Below are 25,055 nucleotides of genomic sequence, written 5' to 3'. Positions count from 1 at the left end.
AAAAAATCAATAGAATTGGGCTTTAGCCAAAATTCATAAAGCATTTAAAACCTACAAAAAATGATAAAACGAACTCTTTTCTTCGGTAATCCGGCTTATTTGAGTACCAAAAATGAGCAAATCGTCATATCTTATCCAGACAAGGAACAGGAAACCAAAACGGTGGCTATTGAAGATATTGGAGTCATTGTGTTAGAAAATCAGCAAATTACCATCACTAATGGTTTACTAGAAAAACTAACTAACAACAACGTTGCCTTAATTAATTGTGACCAACAGCATTTGCCTATTGGATTGTTAATGCCACTAAACGGACATACAGAACAATCAGAGCGGTTCAAAAATCAAATTAATGCTTCAGTTCCACTTAAAAAGAATTTATGGCAACAAACCATTAGTGCGAAAATTACAAACCAAGCCGGATTACTAAAAGAAAAAGGAATTCCTTGCCGTAAAATGGAACTTTGGGCAAAGGAGGTAACATCAGGCGATGTATTAAATCACGAATCAAGAGCAGCTGTTTTTTATTGGCAAAGCCTCTCACACATTCTCACAAGAGATGATAGTGTTTTTAACAGAGGACAAAAGGGAATTCCGCCCAATAATCTATTGAATTATGGCTATGCCATTTTAAGAGCCATAACCGCACGAGCTTTAGTTAGTTCTGGAATGTTGCCCACATTAGGTATTTTCCACCGCAATAAATACAATGCGTATTGTTTGGCAGATGACATTATGGAACCTTACCGTCCTTTTGTGGATTTAATTGTCTGCCACATTATGGAAACAAAAGATAATTATGAAGAATTGACTATTGAGATAAAGAAACAATTATTGAGTATCGCTACAATCGACGTTAACATTAATGGGAAAAATAGTCCGTTGATGGTAGCGATGAGTCGAACAACAAATTCCTTGAACGAGTGTTTTGAGGGAAGTTCTCGAAGAATTTTATACCCAAATTATGTATGATGTACATTACACACGTTTAAATCAATATAGGAGTTTGTGGATATTAGTATTTTTTGATCTACCCACCGAGACGCGTAAAGAGCGTAAAATTGCTAGTACTTTTCGTAAGAGATTATTAGACGATGGCTTTTCTATGTTCCAATTTTCGATATATATGCGCTTCTGCGCCAGCAGAGAAAATGCAGAAGTACATACCAAAAGGATTAAAAATAGTTTACCCGAACATGGAAAAATTGGTGTGATGCAAATCACAGATAAACAATTTGGAATGATGGAACTCTTTTATGGAAAAAAACCTGTAGAAACCGAAAAGCCATCGCAACAATTAGAGCTTTTTTAAAAAACAGGATAAAAAAACACCTACTAACCTGTACATCAGCACCCCAATTCATTTATTTTTCACTTTCAAAACAAACCTATAACTACCAACATATCAAACAATTAACTAGCGGTATGTTGGGAATTATAAGTAAAAATACAATTTTGAAAGCAATTCACAACCCGTAAATGCAGATTATTTAATTCTTTGTAGTTGGGAATTATAAGTAAAAATACAATTTTGAAAGCAATTCACAACTGAGAACTTGATGTGTTATTTGCTGGGTTTGTTGGGAATTATAAGTAAAAATACAATTTTGAAAGCAATTCACAACTGACGAAGAAACTGCCTTAAATATTATTTTATAAGTAAAAATACAATTTTGAAAGCAATTCACAACTTAGCTGGGCAAGATAACAAAGTAAGGGAGGTTGGGAATTATAAGTAAAAATACAATTTTGAAAGCAATTCACAACTATCAACATCTTTCTTCAATATTGTTCCTGGTTGGGAATTATAAGTAAAAATACAATTTTGAAAGCAATTCACAACTCAGAAACATCTTTCCATCCGTAGAGTACAGTTGGGAATTATAAGTAAAAATACAATTTTGAAAGCAATTCACAACTCGGGACCAAAACTTGCAACCCCTATTAAAGTTGGGAATTATAAGTAAAAATACAATTTTGAAAGCAATTCACAACTAATTGACAGCGAGATAAAAATAAAGCGAAGTTGGGAATTATAAGTAAAAATACAATTTTGAAAGCAATTCACAACTACAAACGCGCATGGAATAAGGATTATTTCGTTGGGAATTATAAGTAAAAATACAATTTTGAAAGCAATTCACAACGCTGTCGAAGAAGAGGACGTACACAAACTAGTTGGGAATTATAAGTAAAAATACAATTTTGAAAGCAATTCACAACTAACTTCTCCAAACTCAATTTGATAATCAGGTTGGGAATTATAAGTAAAAATACAATTTTGAAAGCAATTCACAACTACGCATGAGCAGGCATAAGCATGCAATCAAGTTGGGAATTATAAGTAAAAATACAATTTTGAAAGCAATTCACAACATTATCAAACACCTTCTTTTTCCGTTCGTAGTTGGGAATTATAAGTAAAAATACAATTTTGAAAGCAATTCACAACAAAACCGTATCACTGATACAAAACCAATTAGTTGGGAATTATAAGTAAAAATACAATTTTGAAAGCAATTCACAACCTCCATCCAAGAGATAAAAAATTTGATTGTGTTGGGAATTATAAGTAAAAATACAATTTTGAAAGCAATTCACAACCGCTGATATAGTCGTCGTAGCTTCCTCCGCGTTGGGAATTATAAGTAAAAATACAATTTTGAAAGCAATTCACAACCACCGTAGAGTTTCAAAATTTACTGGTGTAGTTGGGAATTATAAGTAAAAATACAATTTTGAAAGCAATTCACAACCATACTTTTATAACTCAAAAAGTAACTCCAGTTGGGAATTATAAGTAAAAATACAATTTTGAAAGCAATTCACAACAGCAGGCGCAAACTGCTTTAAAAGGAATATGTTGGGAATTATAAGTAAAAATACAATTTTGAAAGCAATTCACAACCGCATAACCATCTACTCCAAAAGTTCCGCTGTTGGGAATTATAAGTAAAAATACAATTTTGAAAGCAATTCACAACAGTAGCAACAGAATATATTCCGTGGGATGAGTTGGGAATTATAAGTAAAAATACAATTTTGAAAGCAATTCACAACGCAATTTGAAGAAGAAGTGTTGCCTGGCGCGTTGGGAATTATAAGTAAAAATACAATTTTGAAAGCAATTCACAACTATTCTTACATTGTTTGGTTACAAGTATTGTTGGGAATTATAAGTAAAAATACAATTTTGAAAGCAATTCACAACACGTTCCAAATGTTAATTTAAACGATAGTAGTTGGGAATTATAAGTAAAAATACAATTTTGAAAGCAATTCACAACCCATTAAGTAATTCTGTAGCTTTATTTAAAGTTGGGAATTATAAGTAAAAATACAATTTTGAAAGCAATTCACAACTGCTCTCCAGTTCATTGTAAAATCAAATTGGTTGGGAATTATAAGTAAAAATACAATTTTGAAAGCAATTCACAACCCAAGTGCATTAAACATCGAATACGCCTTTGTTGGGAATTATAAGTAAAAATACAATTTTGAAAGCAATTCACAACTGATTAGTTACAACTTTTTCGTTTGCACAAGTTGGGAATTATAAGTAAAAATACAATTTTGAAAGCAATTCACAACTACGCATGAGCAGGCATAAGCATGCAATCAAGTTGGGAATTATAAGTAAAAATACAATTTTGAAAGCAATTCACAACATTATCAAACACCTTCTTTTTCCGTTCGTAGTTGGGAATTATAAGTAAAAATACAATTTTGAAAGCAATTCACAACAAAACCGTATCACTGATACAAAACCAATTAGTTGGGAATTATAAGTAAAAATACAATTTTGAAAGCAATTCACAACCTCCATCCAAGAGATAAAAAATTTGATTGTGTTGGGAATTATAAGTAAAAATACAATTTTGAAAGCAATTCACAACCGCTGATATAGTCGTCGTAGCTTCCTCCGCGTTGGGAATTATAAGTAAAAATACAATTTTGAAAGCAATTCACAACCACCGTAGAGTTTCAAAATTTACTGGTGTAGTTGGGAATTATAAGTAAAAATACAATTTTGAAAGCAATTCACAACCATACTTTTATAACTCAAAAAGTAACTCCAGTTGGGAATTATAAGTAAAAATACAATTTTGAAAGCAATTCACAACAGCAGGCGCAAACTGCTTTAAAAGGAATATGTTGGGAATTATAAGTAAAAATACAATTTTGAAAGCAATTCACAACCGCATAACCATCTACTCCAAAAGTTCCGCTGTTGGGAATTATAAGTAAAAATACAATTTTGAAAGCAATTCACAACAGTAGCAACAGAATATATTCCGTGGGATGAGTTGGGAATTATAAGTAAAAATACAATTTTGAAAGCAATTCACAACGCAATTTGAAGAAGAAGTGTTGCCTGGCGCGTTGGGAATTATAAGTAAAAATACAATTTTGAAAGCAATTCACAACTATTCTTACATTGTTTGGTTACAAGTATTGTTGGGAATTATAAGTAAAAATACAATTTTGAAAGCAATTCACAACACGTTCCAAATGTTAATTTAAACGATAGTAGTTGGGAATTATAAGTAAAAATACAATTTTGAAAGCAATTCACAACCCATTAAGTAATTCTGTAGCTTTATTTAAAGTTGGGAATTATAAGTAAAAATACAATTTTGAAAGCAATTCACAACTGCTCTCCAGTTCATTGTAAAATCAAATTGGTTGGGAATTATAAGTAAAAATACAATTTTGAAAGCAATTCACAACCCAAGTGCATTAAACATCGAATACGCCTTTGTTGGGAATTATAAGTAAAAATACAATTTTGAAAGCAATTCACAACTGATTAGTTACAACTTTTTCGTTTGCACAAGTTGGGAATTATAAGTAAAAATACAATTTTGAAAGCAATTCACAACAGCACCACTTTCAGCCACAAATCTTCCCGGTTGGGAATTATAAGTAAAAATACAATTTTGAAAGCAATTCACAACGCGAAGAGGATTCTATTGGCGAGGGAGTTGGTTGGGAATTATAAGTAAAAATACAATTTTGAAAGCAATTCACAACACTGTCAGACCAGTAAATTGTCTAAATCCTGTTGGGAATTATAAGTAAAAATACAATTTTGAAAGCAATTCACAACTAACATCGCTCCAAACATTGCCATTGCTAAGTTGGGAATTATAAGTAAAAATACAATTTTGAAAGCAATTCACAACCACAAAAACACGATGAAAAAGCAACGTAGTGTTGGGAATTATAAGTAAAAATACAATTTTGAAAGCAATTCACAACTATCCAACTGTGATCGTTAAAGGTTTGATAGTTGGGAATTATAAGTAAAAATACAATTTTGAAAGCAATTCACAACCTACGTCAAAAAGTGTATTGAGTGAAAAAGGTTGGGAATTATAAGTAAAAATACAATTTTGAAAGCAATTCACAACTGGAGAGGGATTGTATTCTCTTGTAGGGAAGTTGGGAATTATAAGTAAAAATACAATTTTGAAAGCAATTCACAACATATTTATAATCGCAAAACAGGTAAGTATAGTTGGGAATTATAAGTAAAAATACAATTTTGAAAGCAATTCACAACTACTTCGCCACGATCTTCTCGACGTTCGTGTTGGGAATTATAAGTAAAAATACAATTTTGAAAGCAATTCACAACTGTATATGAAATTCTTTGGCTTCTTGGCCTGTTGGGAATTATAAGTAAAAATACAATTTTGAAAGCAATTCACAACTGTATATGAAATTCTTTGGCTTCTTGGCCTGTTGGGAATTATAAGTAAAAATACAATTTTGAAAGCAATTCACAACTAAACGGAAATGATTTTACAGGAGAAATTGGTTGGGAATTATAAGTAAAAATACAATTTTGAAAGCAATTCACAACTAAACGGAAATGATTTTACAGGAGAAATTGGTTGGGAATTATAAGTAAAAATACAATTTTAAAAGCAATTCACAACTCAATGCAAATAAGCTGCAAAAATTAGTTGGTTGGGAATTATAAGTAAAAATACAATTTTGAAAGCAATTCACAACGTAGCGGTTCTGCTCCAATAGTCCGGCTTTGTTGGGAATTATAAGTAAAAATACATTTTGTGGGATAACACCCTGTCTTAATTCTTAACATATTTATTAATAATATATTGCGTTACTGGTCTTAAAGCATGCCCATTCTCAGGATGCCTACCATGAGTATTAAAAAATTCAATCCCGTTTGCTGTTTTAGAATACCAAATTATAGCTTCTCCATCCTTGAAAAAAACAGTTTTATCCGTAACTATAATTTTTTTAAGAGTTAAAACACTTTCATCTAAAGGCTCAATTTTATTAGAGGTCCCAATTCCTTGCACTTTTAAATCACAGCTAACTTCTTCGTAATGATCATTAGACCATTGCATACATTCTTTTTTTTGTGAAAAATAGTAACATAGCCCCGAAAGCAACACAATAATTCCAATTGCAAACCATGTATTTGGCTTTATTTTCTTAGGGTCTTTCTTTATTAAGTCTTCTTCTGAAGTAAGATCTACACTTCCTGACTCCCGAACTTCTTTAGAGTTTTCTTCCTGTTTTAAACTTTCTTCACTGTTTACAAAAAAATTCTCACTTTCAAAATTGTTCTCCTCTTCTAAATTCCAAGATATTAAAATATCTGTTTTTTTACTTGCATTTTCTTCTTCAGTAAAATATTTTCTAAACTTACTGTAAGGTCTTAGTTCAAAATCAACCAAAATTGAAGCAAGCTCAACCGTGTGAAAATTAGCTGGCTCTTTTTTACCTTTTAAGAAAGAACCAATGGGCTTAAATTTATCAATATACTGATTAAAAGCAACCTCTTGGGTTGGGTCAAATTCTGATTTAAAAAAAAGAGAGAAGATTTTTAAATCATCCTTTTTATCATTAGATATAAATATTTTCCAGCACAAATCTCTAAGTTTTGCTTGTGATGGAACTTCTAAATAATAACTATTGTCACCGCTTTTTTCTTTTTCATATTTTTCTCTAATCGCTTTTTTATAATGGTCAGGAGTAATGTTTCGCATATGCTTTCAGGAATTTGTAGGATTCTTTAAGATTTATTAGGATTAAACAAAATAGTTCAGGAATTCCAGGAATTCCTTATCAACAAAGGCTTTTAATCGTATTTACTTTGCCACAGTAATTAGTTATCGTTTTGATCTGCAGATTAAAACAAATGTACAAAACTGGTTCAAAAAAAAGTGCGCAAAACCGTAAGAGGAGTTTATTCGGGAAGTATAAACAAAGTCATACAGTTATACGCATTTTACTTCCCAAAATCAATGGTATTGTATTTAACAAGATCTGGAAAAGTTTCGGACAGCAATACCCATGTCTAATTTTTAACAATAGTAAGATGAAAAGATTTTTTATATTGGGAGCGATAGCACTATTAAGTACAACCGCATTTTCATGTACCGCGGATGAATTGGTAACAAGTGATACAAAAGCAGATCTAAAGGAGAACGTAAGTCCAGCAAATATAGCAACTGATCAAGGTCCTGGAGATGAACCGATAATTGTTCCTCCGCCAAATAAAAACTAGTTTTAAAATGCTTAATTAACATTTTAATAGTATTTTCGGGGAAAGTATCATATATGCTACGGTCCCCGTTTTTAAGTTTGATTTTTATGATTTTCTTGGTTTCTTGCCATGAAGATAAGAGTACAATAACAATTGTTGACTTATCAAAAAAAGACGCTTCTATTTTTCAAAAAAAAGCAATACTGCAATTTCAAAAGAACAATTTTAATAATGCATTTTACTACTTCAATAAATCGAAAATTTCAGCTGAAATTACACAAGATAGTGCAGATGTTGTCTACAATCTAATCCAAATGGCTTCGATTCAACAGATAAATGGCGATTATTATGGGAGTAAAGAAACCTTAACAGAAGCTCTGCCTTATGTCAAAAGAAAAGATATTTATTCGGCATCGATTAATAACTATTTTGGAATAGCAGATAAGGAATTATCTATTTATGAGGATGCTATTTTTTATTATAAAGAAGCAATTAAAGATTGCAAAGATGAAACGTGTAAAAACCCGCCACTAAATAATATTGCAGTGGTTTATATTAAGCAAAAAAAATACGACGAAGCCATTAGTATTTTAGAGAGTTTGAGAAATAAACAAAATATTGATATTCCTTCTTCTGCAAAACGCAAAGGCAGAGTATTGGATAATTTAGGTTATGCTTATTTTAAAAAAGGTGACTCTGAAAAAGGTTTTATATTGATCAATGAAGGTTTAGAAATAAGAAGTCAAATTGATGATTTTTACGGAAGTATTGAAAGTAATTTACATTTGGCTGAATATTACCAAAAACTTGACATTAAAAAATCTAATGAGTATGCAAAAGATGCTTATGAAATCGCAACACAATTTAATAGCATTGATGAAAGACTGAAAGCTTTAGCATTTTTAATATCAAATCGTCAGCAAGAGAATAATGAGCAATATGCTCAAAAATTCATTTATTTGAATGACAGTATAATTAAAATACGTAATAATTTTAAAAATAAATTTGCCAAAATTAAATACGATTCAAAAAAAGAAAAAGACGAGAATCAAAAACTTCGATTAGAGAAGGCTGAAAGCCTTTTAATTCTTCAGAAAATAAAATACCAACGTTTTTTATTCCTCAGTGGAATTGTATTTCTTATCGTTTTAATAGCACTTCTAATTCGGTATTTCAAAATAAAAACTAAAACCGAAAGAATAAAAGCTTCTTACGAAACAGAGACCAGAATTGCGAAAAAAATACATGATGAGCTGGCTAATGATGTTTTTCATGCCATTACTTTTACACAAACGCAATCTTTAACTGAAGTTAACACAAAAGAAAATTTAATTCAAAAATTAGACGATATTTATCAGCGTGTGCGAGGGATTTCAAGAGAAAATAACGAAATACTAAACAGTTTGGAATTTTCAAAAAATTTAAAAGACTTACTTGCTACCTATAATGATCATTCAAGAAATATAATCATTAATAATATTGAAAAGGTAGATTGGGAGCTTATTGATGAAACCAAAAAAGTCACTCTTTATAGGGTTTTACAAGAATTAATGGTAAACATGAAGAAACATAGTTTGGCTTCCTTAATTGTAGTAAAATTTGACAACTCAGACTCCAAAAAATTAATTGTTGATTATGTAGACAATGGAAAAGGCTGCAACAAAGCAGAAATTATTAAAAATGGTATTCAAAATATGGAAAACCGTATTCTATCCATAAATGGAACTATTATTTTTGACACAGAACCTGAAAAAGGATTTAAAGCTAAAATAATAATCCCAAATAATTAGAATTATAATGTTTAAAAAAGTAATTGTCGCAGAAGATTTTGATAGTATAAACTTAGGGATAGAACAAGCCTTACGAGATTTAGATATTACCAATTATCAACATACAAAATATTGCGATGATGCTTACCTAAAAATTAGAAAAGCAATTATTGACAACGAGCCATATGATTTACTTATAAGTGACTTATCTTTTAAAGCAGATTATAGAGAAGTGAAAATTGAAAATGGAGATAAGTTGATCGAAAAAGTACGAGCTGAACAACCCGATTTAAAAATTATAGCTTATTCTGTTGAAGATAAAAGTCATCGAATTAGATCCCTTTTTACCAATTCAGACATCAATGGTTTTGTTATGAAAGGAAGAAATAGTATTGACGAATTAAAAAAAGCAATGCGACTTTTATCAACATCAGAACTTAAATACATATCACCAGAAATATCTTCTGTTCTACAGGAAAATAATAATTATGAAATAGATGATTTTGATGTCTTAATTATGAAGCATCTTTCACTAGGAACTGCGCAAGATGACATTAGAGATACTTTTATATCCTTAAATATAAAACCAAATAGCAAGAGTGCTATTGAGAAAAGAATTTCTAAATTGAAAGATTTTTTTAAGGCAAACAACACAGTCCATTTGGTCTCTATTGCCAAAGATATGGGCATTATCTAAACTTTTTTATCAGATTACGGTTTTCCATAAAATATTGATTTTTATTGGTTTTACATTTGAATGGTTAATTAAATCATATAAATTAAAATCAAAAATCATGAAAAAGTACTATGTAAACAAAAATGCACAATCAAACGGAGACCATGAAGTCCATACTGCTGATTGTTATTACCTACCAAATGTTGAAAACAGAAAATATCTTGGCGAATTCACATCTTGTTCAAGTGCTGTTCTAGAGTCAAAAAAAACCTACCGTCAATCTAACGGTTGTAAAACTTGCTCCTTAGGCTGTCATACCTCATAATACAACTATGAGTTTTAGATTTCAAAAAAGAGTAAACTTCGGGGGAGATTTTGGCCTCAATGTTAGCAAATCCGGGATTTCACCTAGTTTGAGAACGAAGAGAGGTACTATAAGTACTAAAGGGTTTTCAGTGAATACCGGAATCAAAGGAGTTGGGTATAAAAAAACAATAAATTCGAACGTATGTATATTATTTCTTCTAATGTATTTATTTGTCACTGTTACCCTATATTAAATCATTAATTAGTACAGTAAAAAAAAATATTATTATTATTATTTGTAACATTTTCGACAATAATCGTTGTGCTAAAGAAATAGGGTTTTGTAAAGTTTGAAAGCCCACCGGAAAAAAAAACACCAATAAAAAGAAGAAAAAAATTACCAACTAAATTTTAAATAAGATGGATTCAAAAGCAACAATGACTATTGAGCTAAAAAGTCATTTTTTAAGACTTTATCAAATGGCTTTATCTGATGATAATTTTAATGTCCTAGAACTGCAAATGCTCTATTTTTTAGCAGAAGAAAGAGGGATCTTTAAAGAAGAATTAGATAAACTATTTCTCAATCCTGTTAATGACCAAACAGGAATTCCCGTTGAACTAAATACAAGAATCGAGTATTTATATGATTTAACGTGTATAATGTGGGCAGATGGAATAATTACAGATGACGAATTAAATACTTTAAAAAAATATTGTAAAAAATTTGAATTTATAGAAGAGAATATAGATGAATTAGCAAATTATCTTGTTGACTGCGTCAAAGAAGGAATGAATAAAAATGAAATTATTAGTCAACTAAATTCTTAATTTATGAAACCATTACAGCAGTTGTTCCGTTTAAAAAAAGTAGAAGAAGCTTTAGGCGAACACATACAAAATAAAGAAGAAGACAGAGAACAAATCAGAATTACTTATTATCAAAGTGGATTTACAGCTTCTTTAAGAGCTTCTGGAAGACCAATTGTACTTAGAGCATGCTTGCAAAATTTATTTACCAACTTCAAAGACCAATGTAGCCGCCAAATTTCAGAACAACAAAGGCTGAAGCAACCTTTTAAAGAAGAGCAAGAAAAAAGTAGGACAGAACTTAAAAAATGTGAAACAGCAATTGGAATATATGAACAAAAAGAGCATGAAATAGATAAAAAAATTGAAAATGCTGCCTACGAAACTGTCGATGTAAAAGTAAATCCTCAAAAATATATTGATGATGGCAAAGGTGGTACTGCACAATTTTACATTGGTCTAATATTGCTACTACCGATTACTTTGTATTTACTAGTTTTTTACATTTCAGCATCTTATTCTGCTTTTTTTAAAGAGTTTACAGATACTAGTTTAACCGCTGCCATTTTTGATGCTGATGCGTTGACAAATGCCTTTAAAGCAAGTTGGTTGGAGGGTGTTTTAGTGATAACAATTCCTTTTGTATTTATGGGTTTAGGATATGTGATTCATATGATGCAAAAAGAGACTGGAATAAAAAAAACATTGCGAGTTACAGCTCTATTTGCAACCACGTTTTTATTTGATTCTTTATTAGCTTACGTAATTGAAAAGAAAATTTACGATTTTAATAAAACACCTGATTCACCACTGTATGACCTAGAAATAGCATTGGGTCAAGCTGAATTCTGGATGATTATTTTTGCTGGATTTGTCGTGTATGTTATTTGGGGATTAGTATTTGATTTTGTAATGAAAGAAAATGAAAATAAAGATAAAATTAGAGTTTTTATTAGAGGAAAAAAAGAAGAAATTGTGAATTTTGAGAAATCAAAATTAGAAAATAGTATTAAAATTTTAGAATTTTCAAATAAAATTGATCATCATAAAGGAGAGATTAAACTTTTGCAATCAAAGGTCGATGGATTTGTCTTTCCTGTAAAAGAATATTTAAATTATCATAATCAATATAAGGAAGGTTGGTTTCAAGCCATTGGTACAGAAATAGCACTTCCTAACGAGCAAAAACATAACTTATTATCAGAATGTGATGCTATTGCAAATGAGCATTTAAAATCAGTCGATTTAGTAGATTCCGATTACCAACATTTAATTTATTCTAACAATTAATATTTTTATGAAACAAAAATCAATAAAAACAGTACTATCCATTTTAATTCTAATTTTAGTGCTTTCATGTAAAAATGAAGATTCTAATGATAATCAAAAAAATAAAGAAGAGATTATAACGCCTGAAAAAAAATCATCTAATAATTATAACATTAGTATTCTCTTAGATTTGTCAGATAGAATTAGTACAGAAAAGTATCCAAATTCAACGATGGAATTTTATCAACGAGATTTAGGCTATATCAATTCTATTGCAACGGCATTTACAAACCACATAAAGACTAAAAAAATTAGAGAGATGAATGACAAAATTGCTGTTTATTTTAATCCAGAACCTTTAAACGAAGAAATTAATAGTATTTCGGGTAAGTTAAAATTTGTGTTTGATAAAAATAATGCTTCCAAAAATAACATCAATCGGGTTAATGTTACTTATAATGATGAAACTGCAAAAATTTATGATTTAGCAATTAAAGATAATAACTATGTTGGATCGGATATTTGGAAATTTTTTGCAAACAATGTTAATGATTATTGCATTGAAAATAAACATCGAAATATTTTAATCTTATTAACTGATGGTTATATCTTTTATAAGGACACAAAAATAAAAGAAGATAACTTAACTTCATATTTAGTGCCTGAAATGATTCGTGCTAATGGATTGAATACACCCAATTGGAAAGATAAAATAGAAAAAAATAAATTTGGGCTCATTTCCGCTAATGAAGATTTATCTGATTTGGAAATTTTAGTACTTGGTGTAAATCCAGATACTAAAAACCCATATGAAGCTAAAGTAATAAAAGAATATTGGGGAAATTGGTTTAAAAAAATGAAAGTAAAACGATTTGTTATTAAAGAATCTGGTTTGCCAAGTAACATAGATAAAGTAATTAAAGATTTTATTGAACAATACTAATCACATATAAATCTAAAAAGTATATAATGTGCTTTAGCTGTCCTTGATTTTTTTTAATCATTATGTAAAAAATTTTATCATGTTTTATTTTATGAAAACCTTTTTTAGATTTCTTTTAATTTTTTTTACAATTACAATAAATGCTCAAACGAAATTGCTATCATGGAATATTGAGAATATTGGTAAATCAAAGTCAGATCAAGTAATATTGTTTGTTGCTAATACGGTTAAGGATTTTGATATTGTAGCCATTCAAGAGGTTGTTGCAGGTTATGGCGGAGCGCAAGCCATTGCTAGATTAGCAGATGAACTAAATCGAACAGGGACCAAATGGGATTACAGGGTGAGTGCTCCAACCAGCAGTAGTGCATATAAAACGGAGAGGTATGCTTTTCTGTGGAAAACGAACATTATTAAGATAATCGGGGAACCTTGGCTTGAAAAAAAATTTAATTTAGAGATCGATAGAGAACCATTTTATGCCACTTTTGAATATAAAAACAAGCAATTTACCGTAGTAAACTTTCATGCTATTACCAAGAGTAAACAACCAGAAACGGAAATCAAGTATTTTAAACATTTACCTATAGAATATCCTAACTTAAATTTAATCTTCGTGGGTGATTTTAATTGTCCAGAATCCCATACAGTATTTAATCCATTAAAAAATATCGGTTACGAATCCGTGCTTAAAAGTCAAAAAACTACACTGAAGAAGGATTGTAAATCTGAAGAATGTTTGGCTTCTGAGTTTGACAATATGTTTTATAATAAATCAAAAGTCATTCTTATCAATGCAGGACATATTTCCTTTTATAAAACATTTAATTCATTGAAAGATGCAAGAAATATTTCAGATCACGTACCAATCTGGGCTGAAATTGTTCTGAACTAACATATATTATGATTGGGTTAAACTATTTAAATCATTAAATAAAAGATTCGAATTTTGTATCTTTAGGGTCACTATAAAAAACTAAAAGCCTGGGAACTTAGATTCTCAGGCTTTTTTTATAGTTTGAATTTTCAGTTGAATTTCTTTTATTTTTTGCGAAGTCAATGTTTAATGGTGAATTTGGTTCCGAACACCGTGGTGTATTTTAACTAACAGAATAATTATGATCCGAAAGTTGGCTATAAAAGAAGACAATTTATATAATACATTGTTAACTCTATCTCCAATATTCATTTTTATGTACGCTTTTCCAATTTCAAATAAATCAACCCTAGCGGAACTATCAATACATGTTTTTTATCTCGGCCATGACAAATGTACTATGGGTGCTGCCTATGCTTTTAACTGCGCCTAATTTATTAAATACAAAATCTTGATAATGCTTCATGTCTTTAGCAGAGACTTTCATTAAAAAATCGTAATCTCCTGCGATATTATAGCATTCCACTATTTCTTCTATTTTCATAATATCAGTAACAAACTGATTTCCGATATTTTTATCGTGCTGTTTAAGTTTGATATTACAGAAAACGATAAATCCCCTATTAAGTTTTTCTGCATCTAGCAGGGCTATGTATTTCTTAATATAACCGCTTTTCTCTAATCGTTTAATACGTTCAAAAACAGGTGATGAAGAAAGATTTACCATTTTAGCAAGCTCCTTAACCGTATATTTGGAGTTATTGTGAAGAATATTTAATAACTGAAGATCAACGTCGTCTATCTGCTCCATAGAATATTTTACTTAAAAAGGTTGAATTAATTTAGAAAAAAGGATATTAATCTTCAAATGTAAAACAAATAAACACAAAAACCTTATTTTAAGTAAATAGAAGATTTAATGACTTGCAAAACTTACTTTTGCAGCATAAAAACCTAGAAAATAGTAAGAGCACATTGAAAAAGTTATTAGAAATATTAAGTAAAGTAGGTTTCGACGGTTTCCTGTTAATGATAGGTACCATGATTCTGTTGGCTTATTTTTTGCCGATGCCAGGCTTGGTAAAAGAACCTGTTTCCCTAGAGGAAATAGCTAATATAGGTGTGTCGTTGATTTTCTTATTTTATGGTTTGCGACTGAGTGTTGAAAAATTAAAAGCTGGGCTTGTTAACTGGAAAATGCACATTGTCGTACAGTTGACAACATTTTTGTTTTTTCCGCTCATCGTTTTGGCATTTCGTCCCTTGTTCGTCAATACCGACTTCGAGTTGCTTTGGTTAGGTGTATTTTTTCTGGCAGCTTTACCTTCTACAGTTTCGTCTTCCGTGGTCATGGTTTCCATAGCCAAGGGGAACATCCCCGCAGCCATTTTCAATTCGAGTATTTCTAGTTTGATCGGAGTATTGGTTACGCCGCTGTGGGTTGGGTTGTTCATCGCTTCAGCAACAGGCGATTTTGATGTTACTCATATCTTCACAAAGTTGATTCTTCAAGTCTTGTTGCCTGTTATCATTGGAATCAGTCTTAACTCCCGTTTTGGTGCCGTTGCCGAAAAATATAAGAAACAACTCAAATATTTCGATCAAGCGGTCATTCTTACCATCATTTATACCTCGTTTTGTAAGTCATTCTCCGAACATATTTTTGATGGCTTCACCGCCCTTGAACTTGCTGGACTCGCCGCAGGGATGATGACCTTATTTTTTGTCGTATTCTTTTGTGTTGGACTAATCAGTCGGTTGTTTGGCTTTTCAGCAGAAGATCGCATTACTGTTTTATTTTGCGGATCTAAAAAGTCGTTGGTACATGGAACCGTAATGTCAAAAGTGCTGTTTCAACACAGTACCATCACTGGTATTATATTGTTGCCACTCATGCTTTACCATGCCTTACAATTGATTGCTGCCAGCATCATCGCACAGCGGATGGCCCGACGAAAAGAAGTGTAATTTTTATTTATAGCGTGTGCAACCTTTATCCTTTTCAGGTAAAAAATCCCCATAAAGATTTTGCGATCTTTTGGGGATTTAATTATAATAGAAAAAGAAGTGACTGATTTTTAAAAATTGAGTTTAAAACAGCTATTCTGCTGTACATAATAGCTCAATTTAAACTTATTTGAGAACGCTTTACGTCACAATAGTCTATGGTTTAAATTATCCTTTATTTGTGTGGAATTTTATTCGTTACAAAATGGATAATCTGTATAACCTTGTTCTCCACCACCATAAATTCTTGTCCTGTCTGGCTCACTAAGTGAAGCATTTTTTTCAAAGCGTTCAGTTAGGTCAGGGTTTGCGATGTATAATCTGCCAAAGGAGATCAGCTTTGCAATGCCTTTTTCAAGTTCTGCTTCGGCGGAAGCTTTGTCATAGCCTGCATTCGCAATAACTATCTGGCGAATCTTTCTACCAAATAATTCCATCTCATTGTGGGTGCCATCATTTTCAGCTGAAGCATAATAGGGACTACGACGCATGAGTTCTACATACGCAAAGTCTAGCTTGTTCAGTTCTTCAATAAGACAATTATAGGTAGCGACAGGATCATTCAGCACTATAGCTGCATAGGGATTGAAAGGGGATATTTTAATACCTACCTTTTCACTACCCACAGCACTGATTAATTCCTGCATCACCTCCAGTATGAATCGAGCATTGTTTGGGATACTGCCTCCGTAATCATCCGTCCTTTGATTGGCACTTTCAGCTAAGAACTGGTTAGGAAGATAACCGTTGGCAGCGTGGAGTTGAACCCCGTCAAAACCTGCAGCTATGGCATTTTTTGCGGCTTGACCAAAATCCTTAATGGTCTGTTTGATTTCCGGAATTGTCATTTCCTGAGGTATTTCATAATCCTTCATGCCATCAGAGGTGAAATGCTGCATTCCTGTGATAGGTAAGGGTGATGGTGCAAAAGGCAGCTTTCCGTTCCTGTCTACAGAATGCCCCACACGACCAGTGTGCCAAAGCTGAGCTATGATAACACCGCCTTTATTGTGTACCGACGTTGTAACCTTTTTCCAGGCTTCTATTTGTTGTGTCGTAAAAATACCAGGAGTAAGTGGACTGCCAGTAGCATCTTCACTGATCCTAATGGATTCGGTAAACAGCAAGCCTGCGCCTGATCTTTGGGTGTAGTATTCTATTGTCATATCACCTACCAAGCCATTTGTATCTGTACGGCCTCTTGTCATCGCTGCCATAACCATTCTGTTTTTTAGGCTGATACCTCCTAATTCTGTTTTTTCTAAAAGTCTCATATTGCTATCACTAAAAATTGGTAAGGTTGTTTAAAAGATTGGTGAATAAACCTCAATTTATGATTTTAAATACCAAGTTCTTTACGGATAATTTCCGCTCCTGCGTTTAAAGCAGTTAACTTACCTCTTGCTACACTGCGGGATAAGGGAGCCATACCGCAGTTTGTACTAGGCAAAAGATTTTCAATATCCACAAACTCTAGCGCTTTACGCAACGTATTAGCTACTTCTTCAGCTGTTTCGATAGTATTCTTTGACACATCAATTGCACCAACCATTATTTTTTTACCACGAATAAGTTCCATTAAATTTAGAGGCACATTTGAGTTCTGACATTCTAATGACACAATATCAATCTTAGAATTTTGAATTTTCGGGAAAATTTCTTCGTATTGGCGCCACTCTGAACCCAATGTTTTTTTCCAGTCATTATTGGCTTGTATTCCATAACCATAGCAAATATGTACTGCCGTTTGGCATTTTAAACCTTCAATGGCTTTTTCTAATGTTGCCATTCCCCAATCATTTACTTCGTCAAAAAAAACATTAAACGCAGGTTCATCAAACTGAATAATATCTACCCCTGCATCTTGCAGTTCTCTGGCTTCTTCATTAAGTGCTTTTGCAAATTCCCAAGCCAATTTTTCTCTGCTTTTGTAATGGCCATCGTATAATGTATCTACCATAGTCAAGGGGCCAGGTAATGCCCATTTTATAAGCTTATTCGTCTGTTTTCGTAAAAATTTAGCATCTTCCACAAAAACAGATTTTTGACGTGCAACGTCACCTACAACCATAGGAACACTCGCGTCATAACGGTCACGAATTCTCACAGTTTTACGATTTTCAAAATCTACACCCGTTAAATGTTCTATAAATGTTGTTACAAAATGTTGACGTGTTTGTTCACCATCGCAAATGATATCCAAGCCTGCTAAATCTTGTTCTTGCAGAGCAATGCGCAAAGCATCTTGTTTTCCTTCTAATAACTGATCGCCTTCTAATTTCCAAGGAGACCAAAGTTTTTCGGGTGGTGCAAGCCATGCAGGTTTAGGTAAACTTCCAACAATTGAGGTTGGTAACAATATTTTCTTCATAATAAAATAATTTTAAAGTGTAGCATTTAATTAAAGAGTGAAATTAGCTGACCACTGTTCAAGAATATGCTTGTAAGGCTTGATGAAATGATCTTTAGCATATTTACCCTGTTCAGTAGCCAGTCGGCTGCGCTCTTCGCGATCATAATCTACGCGAGTCAGTGAATAATCTTCGTGTTTAAGATTAGGTTGATAGATTTTACCAGCTATTGAATTTGCATTGTAAATTTCAGGGCGATAAATCTTCTGAAAAGTCTCCATAGTGCTGATTGAGCTGATCAGTCCAAGATCAGTATAATCAGTAAGTAAATCTCCTGAGTGATAAAAAGCCATCGGCGCCACACTGTTCGGAGGCATAAAAAAACGAACTTTTAAGCCCATTTTAGAGAAATATTCATCAGTAAGAGAATACTGATCCTGCTGATATTCAAAACCCAGAATTGGATGCTGATACTCAGTGCGAGTATACGTTTTGTTGCTCGATACACTTAGGCAAATGATTGGTGACATTTTAAAGTGCTCTTTGTAAGTGTCTGAACTCACAAAGCACTTATAAAGTTTACCGTGTAAATCACCAAAATTTTCAGGAACACAAAAACTAGATTTGTTTTTATTGTGCTCGATCAATAAAAAACTGAAATCATAATCTCGTACGTAAGAAGAATAATTATTTCCGGCAACACCATCTATATACCGGTTAGTCTTACGGTCAAAAATATTCGTTTTTAAAACTTCAATCATCGGCAGATTGTCAATATCATTTTTATTATCAATATTCATCGTTACCGTCATGATTTCAAGTTCTACGAGATAACGATCTCCTTTTGGATTATCCAAATGAGCCAATGCATTGAATCGATTGTTAATCATATTTAAGGCATTACGCAAGTTTTGCTGGCGATTTTCTCCTCTAGCCAAATTTGCAAAATTGGTAGTCAGACGTGTTTTACTTGAGGGTTGATAGTTTTCATCTAAACAAGTGCTCTTTAGGGCGAACACAAAATCATTCTTGATGGTTTTCTGGACATTTTCAATGTCTTTCTTTTCATTTATTCTTGAATCTTCTTGTATGTTCGCTTTCATCTGATAACACTTTTTAGTTTTTTTACCTTACAAAATTGAAAATAAAAGATGAATTATTTATATTTATATTTAAATTCAGATAATTAATCTTTTTTAAGATTAATTATAAGATAATTAATCTTTTTACAAATACCACAATAAAGAAAACAGATGATTTCTCTTTAAAGAACTTAGATATCATTCTGGATTTGCCTTCAAAAGTGCCACAGAAAGCTAAGGCGAATTCTGTTTAAGATAGCTTAAAAATTAAATAGATTTTTGTATCAACCCCAACAGGACATCCCATATTTATATTGACATTTAATTCGAAGATTAAATGTCATTTATAATTTGCAAATCTTGCATAAAAAGGTTCGAATTTTGGATCTTTAGGGTCACTAAAAGCTTTTAAGTATATTTGTAGTTAAAGGCTTTTTATTTTGCCAGTTTTAGCACACTAATTCTCAAACAAAGACTTAAGCTGATTTTGTCTATTTTTGCTAGTTGTCTAACAAAACACTTGTTCGAATAATCTCCTATGAAAATCCTTTTTAATTTATTTTGTCTGCTTGTAGTATTTTGTATTAATGCCCAAGTTAAACTGGTCTCGTGGAATATTGAGAATATTGGCAAGTCGAAGTCCGATCAAGAAATAAGTTTCATTGCAAATACAATTAGTGATTTTGATATCGTAGCCATTCAGGAAGTGGTTGCTGGTTTTGTTGGTACTCAAGCAATAGCAAGACTTGCTGACGAGTTGAATAGAAGAGGAACTAAGTGGAATTACATAGTGAGTGATCCCACAAGTAGTAGCGCTTACAAAACGGAACGCTACGCGTTTCTATGGAAGAGTACTAGAATTAAGCTAGTTGGAAAACCTTGGCTGGAAGAAAAATATAATTTAGAAATTGACAGAGAACCATATTATGCAACTTTTCAATATAAGAAGAAACAGTTTACAGTCGTTAACTTTCACGCGATAACCAAGAACAAACAACCTGAAAGAGAAATCAAGTTTTTTAAATTTTTACCTTTTCAATATCCAACTTTAAATTTAATTTTTGTGGGTGACTTCAATTGTCCACAATCGCATACTGTTTTCAATCCTTTAAAGAAAATGGGATACAAGCCAGTATTAGTAGGGCAAAAGACTTCTTTAAAGAAAAGCTGTATTGATAGTCAATGTTTGGCTTCAGAATTTGATAATATATTCTACAATGACTTAAAAATTACCATTAAAAGCGCTGGAATAATTCCATTTTTCAAAATTTTCGGTACTTTGCAAGAAGCAAGAAAAATTTCAGATCATATTCCAATTTGGGCGGAAATTATTTTAAAGTAGTTGGAAGATAGAATATGTAGAATGACTTTGACAATGAAAAGAAGCTTATTCTAAATTGGGAGTAATCAAATTTCTATGTGAATATTTTCAATGATATATAATTTTTCGTTCTACTATCTTTTTTTTAAACAGAAGCAATTTTAGAATTCCCGTCCTAAATTATGTAAAACTTTAAAGTTAGAATCAACCTACATTTAAGTTTATTTTTAAAGTATAGGATTATGTGTCGGTTAGAGAAAAAATTACAAAAAATTGTGGATGATCCAAAACAGTCGGCGAAGGTAGTAGGACTGCGTTATTTTTCAGATGTTAGTCGTGGCTTTTTCCGACTTAGAAAAGGAAAAACTTTTATCTATAAAGATGCCGAAGAAATAATTATTGAAGATGCCGATTTATTGACTCGATTTCAAAAATTAATTATTCCACCAGCTTGGGAAAATGTCTGGATTTCGCCCTATCCAAATGGACACTTACAAGCAACGGGCCTAGATTCTAAAGGCAGAAAACAGTATAAATACCATACGAACTGGAATAAAATTCGAAATCAATCAAAGTTTTATAGACTTCGACAGTTTGCCAAAGTATTACCGAAAATTAGAGCTCAACTCGATAAGGATTTAAACAGAAGAGGTATGCCTTATGAAAAGGTGGTAGCTTTGGTAATTAAATTGATCGAGGTAACTAACATTAGAATAGGAAATGAAGCCTATAAAAAGTTATACGGATCTTTTGGTTTGACAACTTTGAGAGACCGACATGCCAAGTTTGATAAAGGACAATTGTTCTTTGAATTTACTGGTAAAAAAGGGGTGAAACATAAAATTAGTTTAAAGAATAAAAGGCTGATACGATTAGTGAAACGTTGTCGTGATATTCCAGGACAAGAACTTTTTCAGTATTATGATGATAACGGGAATCATTGCAGCATTGGTTCGGCAGATGTAAATAACTACATCAAAGAAATTACGCAATTAGATTTTACAGCTAAAGACTTTAGAGCATGGGCTGGAAGTTTGAATGCTTTGTGTAGTTTTTTGAATGAAGAAAAACCAGCGACAGCGAGTGATTGTAATAAGAAAATAGTGGCTGTATTGGATACGGTTTCTCATCAATTAGGGAACACGCGTGCAGTTTGTAAAAAGTATTACGTGCATCCAACGGTTATTGCGTCTTTTGAGAATGGTACAATTTGGAACTATAAGCCCAAAAGATCAACGGCAAATTCAAAACTTAACCCAGAAGAGAAAGCATTAATAAAATTACTCAACACAGAAAAAATAGCAGCTGTTTTAGGTTAGAAATAAGTTTTTAACTACTTTGGTCAGTACTATGGTAATGACTTTTGTTTATATTTTATTCGGAATTTATTTTGGATTCTTTGTGATTCTAAAAATCGTCGAACCCATTTATATACGGTTACATAAACGACCATTGTTTTTGCATTGGAATCCTTTTTTATTTGGATTCGACTCTAATTTAAAATTAGTAAGTATCTTAGAAAAAGAATTTATTTTTTATCGAAATCTTGAAAGTAGACAAAAAATTTATTTCGAAAAAAGAGTAGATAAATTTATTCAGAATTATTCCTTTGTAGGTAAAGAAATTTTGGTGAATTACGAAATGAAAGCACTTATTGCTGCAACGTACGTGGTATTGACGTTTGGAATGCGAAATTACCGTACTACCATGTTTAACACGATCATTATTTATCCGTCTACTTATTATTCCACCATAAATGACACGTATCATAAAGGAGAATTTAATCCGAGAATGAAACTAATTGTTTTTTCTTGGGAGGATTTTTTAAGTGGTCACAAAGTGAAGGATAATATTAACTTAGGATTACATGAGTTTACTCATGCATTACTGTTTCATGCGCTTAAAAGTAAAGACGCGAGTGCAATGATTTTTCATGAAGAATTTAATTTTGTCGTGAAGTATTTTGATAATGAAGATTTTTTAAATGCGCTTCGCGTAAAAAATTATTTCCGGGCATATGCTTATACTAATAAGTTTGAGTTTTTAGCAGTTCTGTTGGAGCATTTTTTTGAAACTCCGAACGTTTTTAAATCCGAGTTCCCAGAATTATTTGAGCGTCTAAAAAGAATGCTAAACTATAAGGAAATACAATAAATAAAAAGCCTGAAGATTTGTCTCTTCGGGCTTTTTATTTATGTTGGAGATTATTAAAATGAAGTTAGTTTTTTTAGGTCTGCAACAGTCGTTACGGGATCTGCGGCTCCAAAAACATAGCTTCCAGCTACTAAAACATCAGCTCCAGCTTCAACTAATTGCTTGGCATTTTTATTGGTAACACCACCATCAATTTCAATTAATGTAGAAGCTCCTTTTTTAACTATTAAGGCTTTTAATTTTTCAACTTTGGCATACGTGTTTTCAATAAACGATTGTCCACCAAAACCAGGATTCACGCTCATAATGCAAACCATATCGATGTCATTTATTACATCTTCTAGTAAATCAATACTGGTATGCGGATTTAAAGCAACACCAGCCTTCATACCTTCTGCTTTAATGGCTTGTAAAGTTCTGTGCAAATGTGTACAAGCTTCGATGTGCACCGTTAAAATATTCGCTCCTAAATCTGCAAACGTTTTAATATAACGATCTGGATCAATAATCATTAAATGTACATCAATTGTCTTTTTTGCATGTTTAGCAATAGCTTGTAAAACAGGCATTCCAAATGAAATATTAGGAACAAAAACGCCATCCATAATGTCAATGTGAAACCAATCAGCTTCACTATTGTTGATCATTTCGATATCACGTTGTAAATTGGCAAAGTCTGCAGCTAAAACTGAAGGTGCAATAAGTGTGTTTTTCATTTGTGTAGTTATGTTATTTTTGCAAATATACTATAAAAAATAAAACCTCGGAAACCCGAGTGCTTGCCACGAACTGACCGAGATTTTATTATAAAAAACAAAACCTCGGAAACCCGAGTGCTTGCCACGAACTGACCGAGGTTTTATTATAAAAAATAAAACCTCGGTAATCAGCCGAGGTTTCAATCATCAATCAAAAAACGAACAGTCAATCAAACTGTTGTTTATTGTATAGTTAAAAGTCAATTGTCATCAAGTAAAAAACTTTAGACTCAACTTTCAAATTTTAAGCTTTTTAGCCTAAATATGTTTTTAGAATTTTACTTCTTGAAGTATGTTTCAATCTACGAATTGCTTTTTCCTTAATTTGACGAACACGCTCACGAGTTAAGTCGAAAGTTTCTCCAATTTCTTCCAATGTCATTGGATGTTGGTCACCTAAACCAAAATACAAACGAACTACATCAGCTTCTCTTGGTGTTAGTGTTTCTAAAGAACGCTCTATTTCTGTGCGTAAAGATTCTTGAATTAATTCTCTATCAGGGTTTGGAGACTCACCAGAACGCAATACATCGTAAAGGTTTGAATCTTCTCCTTCAACTAAAGGTGCATCCATTGATAAGTGACGACCAGAGTTTTTCATTGACTCTTTTACATCATTTACGGTCATGTCCAATTCTTTTGCAATTTCTTCAGCAGAAGGCGGACGTTCATTAGATTGCTCTAATAGAGCGTACATCTTGTTAATTTTATTGATAGAACCAATTTTGTTCAGAGGCAAACGAACAATACGAGATTGTTCCGCCAGAGCTTGCAAAATCGACTGACGAATCCACCAAACTGCGTACGAAATAAATTTAAATCCACGAGTTTCATCAAAACGTTGTGCCGCTTTAATCAAACCTAAATTTCCTTCGTTAATTAAATCGGGTAGTGTTAATCCTTGATTTTGATATTGTTTTGCTACAGAAACAACAAAACGCAAATTGGCCTTTGTTAATTTCTCTAAAGCTTTTTGATCACCAGCTTTAATCTTTTGCGCCAATTCTACTTCTTCGTCGGCAGTAATTAAGTCTACTTTTCCGATTTCTTGTAAATATTTGTCTAATGAAGCAGTTTCACGATTAGTTACCTGCTTGGTGATTTTAAGTTGTCTCATGTTTTGTCTTCCTCGTTTTAAGTGTACAAGTAGTTATACGTATCGAGTTGCAAAAAAGTTACATAATTTTTAAAATAATTTATTAAA

At 31.9% G+C, this 25,055-nt stretch carries 21 protein-coding genes and 1 CRISPR repeat array; of the genes, 14 read left to right on the top strand and 7 right to left on the bottom strand.

The window, feature by feature from the left end:
• The first annotated feature begins 60 nt into the window (after positions 1–60).
• On the top strand, positions 61–972 hold the full coding sequence (gene cas1, locus ACRASX_RS02155) for a type II CRISPR-associated endonuclease Cas1 (RefSeq protein WP_432222273.1): 912 nt from the start codon (positions 61–63) through the stop codon (positions 970–972).
• Positions 965–1,312 (top strand): CRISPR-associated endonuclease Cas2, encoded by a 348-nt coding sequence (cas2, locus tag ACRASX_RS02150; protein ID WP_066310512.1) that lies wholly within the window; start codon positions 965–967, stop codon positions 1,310–1,312. Before cas1 ends, cas2 begins: the two co-directional genes overlap by 8 nt.
• A 115-nt stretch (positions 1,313–1,427) precedes the next feature.
• A CRISPR array of direct repeats spans positions 1,428–6,021; the repeat unit is 46 nt; unit sequence GTTGGGAATTATAAGTAAAAATACAATTTTGAAAGCAATTCACAAC.
• Positions 6,022–6,098: 77 nt separating this feature from the next.
• Here cas2 and ACRASX_RS02145 read toward each other — a convergent pair.
• Positions 6,099–7,028, bottom strand: coding sequence for a hypothetical protein (locus ACRASX_RS02145; protein ID WP_432222272.1), 930 nt, complete (start codon positions 7,026–7,028; stop codon positions 6,099–6,101).
• A gap of 332 nt (positions 7,029–7,360) precedes the next feature.
• On the opposite strand from ACRASX_RS02145, the gene ACRASX_RS02140 reads away from it, so the two are divergent.
• From ACRASX_RS02140 to ACRASX_RS02105, 8 genes are all read left to right on the top strand, one after another.
• Complete coding sequence (locus tag ACRASX_RS02140; RefSeq protein ID WP_432222271.1) at positions 7,361–7,549, top strand: hypothetical protein; 189 nt, start codon at positions 7,361–7,363, stop codon at positions 7,547–7,549.
• 86 nt (positions 7,550–7,635) lie between these two features.
• Complete coding sequence (locus ACRASX_RS02135; protein WP_432222270.1) at positions 7,636–9,318, top strand: tetratricopeptide repeat-containing sensor histidine kinase; 1,683 nt, start codon at positions 7,636–7,638, stop codon at positions 9,316–9,318.
• Between the two features lie 7 nt (positions 9,319–9,325).
• Positions 9,326–9,994, top strand: coding sequence for a response regulator (locus ACRASX_RS02130; protein WP_432222269.1), 669 nt, complete (start codon positions 9,326–9,328; stop codon positions 9,992–9,994).
• A 97-nt stretch (positions 9,995–10,091) separates the two neighbouring features.
• Positions 10,092–10,298 (top strand): hypothetical protein, encoded by a 207-nt coding sequence (locus ACRASX_RS02125; protein ID WP_082706654.1) that lies wholly within the window; start codon positions 10,092–10,094, stop codon positions 10,296–10,298.
• Between the two features lie 401 nt (positions 10,299–10,699).
• The gene (locus ACRASX_RS02120) at positions 10,700–11,110 is read left to right on the top strand and encodes a hypothetical protein (RefSeq protein WP_082706637.1); all 411 of its coding nucleotides are present in this window, start codon (positions 10,700–10,702) and stop codon (positions 11,108–11,110) included.
• 3 nt (positions 11,111–11,113) lie between these two features.
• A complete protein-coding gene (locus ACRASX_RS02115; protein ID WP_066310500.1) occupies positions 11,114–12,379 on the top strand; it encodes a hypothetical protein in 1,266 nt (421 codons plus the stop codon).
• Positions 12,380–12,386: 7 nt separating this feature from the next.
• Positions 12,387–13,301 carry a hypothetical protein gene (locus ACRASX_RS02110; protein ID WP_432222268.1) on the top strand — a complete coding sequence of 305 codons (915 nt, stop codon included), beginning with the start codon at positions 12,387–12,389 and terminating at the stop codon, positions 13,299–13,301.
• Between the two features lie 91 nt (positions 13,302–13,392).
• Positions 13,393–14,196 carry an endonuclease/exonuclease/phosphatase family protein gene (locus tag ACRASX_RS02105; RefSeq protein WP_066311140.1) on the top strand — a complete coding sequence of 268 codons (804 nt, stop codon included), beginning with the start codon at positions 13,393–13,395 and terminating at the stop codon, positions 14,194–14,196.
• 343 nt (positions 14,197–14,539) lie between these two features.
• Here ACRASX_RS02105 and ACRASX_RS02100 read toward each other — a convergent pair whose 3' ends face one another.
• On the bottom strand, positions 14,540–14,989 hold the full coding sequence (locus ACRASX_RS02100) for an Lrp/AsnC family transcriptional regulator (RefSeq protein WP_432222267.1): 450 nt from the start codon (positions 14,987–14,989) through the stop codon (positions 14,540–14,542).
• Between the two features lie 164 nt (positions 14,990–15,153).
• Here ACRASX_RS02100 and ACRASX_RS02095 point away from each other — a divergent pair, with 164 nt between their 5' ends.
• The gene (locus ACRASX_RS02095; RefSeq protein ID WP_432222266.1) at positions 15,154–16,146 is read left to right on the top strand and encodes a bile acid:sodium symporter family protein; all 993 of its coding nucleotides are present in this window, start codon (positions 15,154–15,156) and stop codon (positions 16,144–16,146) included.
• A gap of 230 nt (positions 16,147–16,376) precedes the next feature.
• On the opposite strand, the gene ACRASX_RS02090 is transcribed toward ACRASX_RS02095, so the two are convergent.
• The 3 genes from ACRASX_RS02090 to ACRASX_RS02080 form a co-directional block, all read right to left on the bottom strand.
• The gene (locus tag ACRASX_RS02090; protein WP_432222265.1) at positions 16,377–17,459 is read right to left on the bottom strand and encodes an alkene reductase; all 1,083 of its coding nucleotides are present in this window, start codon (positions 17,457–17,459) and stop codon (positions 16,377–16,379) included.
• A gap of 65 nt (positions 17,460–17,524) precedes the next feature.
• Positions 17,525–18,556, bottom strand: a complete 1,032-nt coding sequence (locus ACRASX_RS02085; protein WP_432222264.1) for a methionine synthase — start codon at positions 18,554–18,556, stop codon at positions 17,525–17,527.
• A gap of 30 nt (positions 18,557–18,586) precedes the next feature.
• Positions 18,587–19,639: a DUF1852 domain-containing protein gene (locus tag ACRASX_RS02080; RefSeq protein ID WP_432222263.1), complete on the bottom strand. Its 1,053-nt coding sequence runs from the start codon at positions 19,637–19,639 to the stop codon at positions 18,587–18,589.
• Positions 19,640–20,156: 517 nt separating this feature from the next.
• On the opposite strand from ACRASX_RS02080, the gene ACRASX_RS02075 reads away from it, so the two are divergent.
• The 3 genes from ACRASX_RS02075 to ACRASX_RS02065 all read left to right on the top strand — a co-directional run bounded on the left by ACRASX_RS02075 (position 20,157) and on the right by ACRASX_RS02065 (position 23,093).
• Positions 20,157–20,960, top strand: coding sequence for an endonuclease/exonuclease/phosphatase family protein (locus ACRASX_RS02075; protein ID WP_432222262.1), 804 nt, complete (start codon positions 20,157–20,159; stop codon positions 20,958–20,960).
• Between the two features lie 221 nt (positions 20,961–21,181).
• Positions 21,182–22,258: a DNA topoisomerase IB gene (locus ACRASX_RS02070; RefSeq protein ID WP_432222261.1), complete on the top strand. Its 1,077-nt coding sequence runs from the start codon at positions 21,182–21,184 to the stop codon at positions 22,256–22,258.
• Positions 22,259–22,397: 139 nt separating this feature from the next.
• On the top strand, positions 22,398–23,093 hold the full coding sequence (locus tag ACRASX_RS02065) for a zinc-dependent peptidase (RefSeq protein WP_197413403.1): 696 nt from the start codon (positions 22,398–22,400) through the stop codon (positions 23,091–23,093).
• A gap of 53 nt (positions 23,094–23,146) precedes the next feature.
• Here the strand turns inward: ACRASX_RS02065 and rpe are convergent, their stop codons facing one another.
• Positions 23,147–23,809 (bottom strand): ribulose-phosphate 3-epimerase, encoded by a 663-nt coding sequence (gene rpe / locus ACRASX_RS02060; RefSeq protein ID WP_432222260.1) that lies wholly within the window; start codon positions 23,807–23,809, stop codon positions 23,147–23,149.
• A gap of 295 nt (positions 23,810–24,104) precedes the next feature.
• On the bottom strand, positions 24,105–24,968 hold the full coding sequence (locus ACRASX_RS02055; RefSeq protein ID WP_066310474.1) for a sigma-70 family RNA polymerase sigma factor: 864 nt from the start codon (positions 24,966–24,968) through the stop codon (positions 24,105–24,107).
• Positions 24,969–25,055: the final 87 nt, after the last annotated feature.

Origin of the sequence: Flavobacterium sp. TMP13 (assembly GCF_050847115.1) — a bacterium.
Taxonomy (GTDB): domain Bacteria; phylum Bacteroidota; class Bacteroidia; order Flavobacteriales; family Flavobacteriaceae; genus Flavobacterium.
The sequence above is the reverse complement of the archived record's forward strand: the minus strand, read 5'-3'. Positions and strand labels throughout refer to the sequence as shown.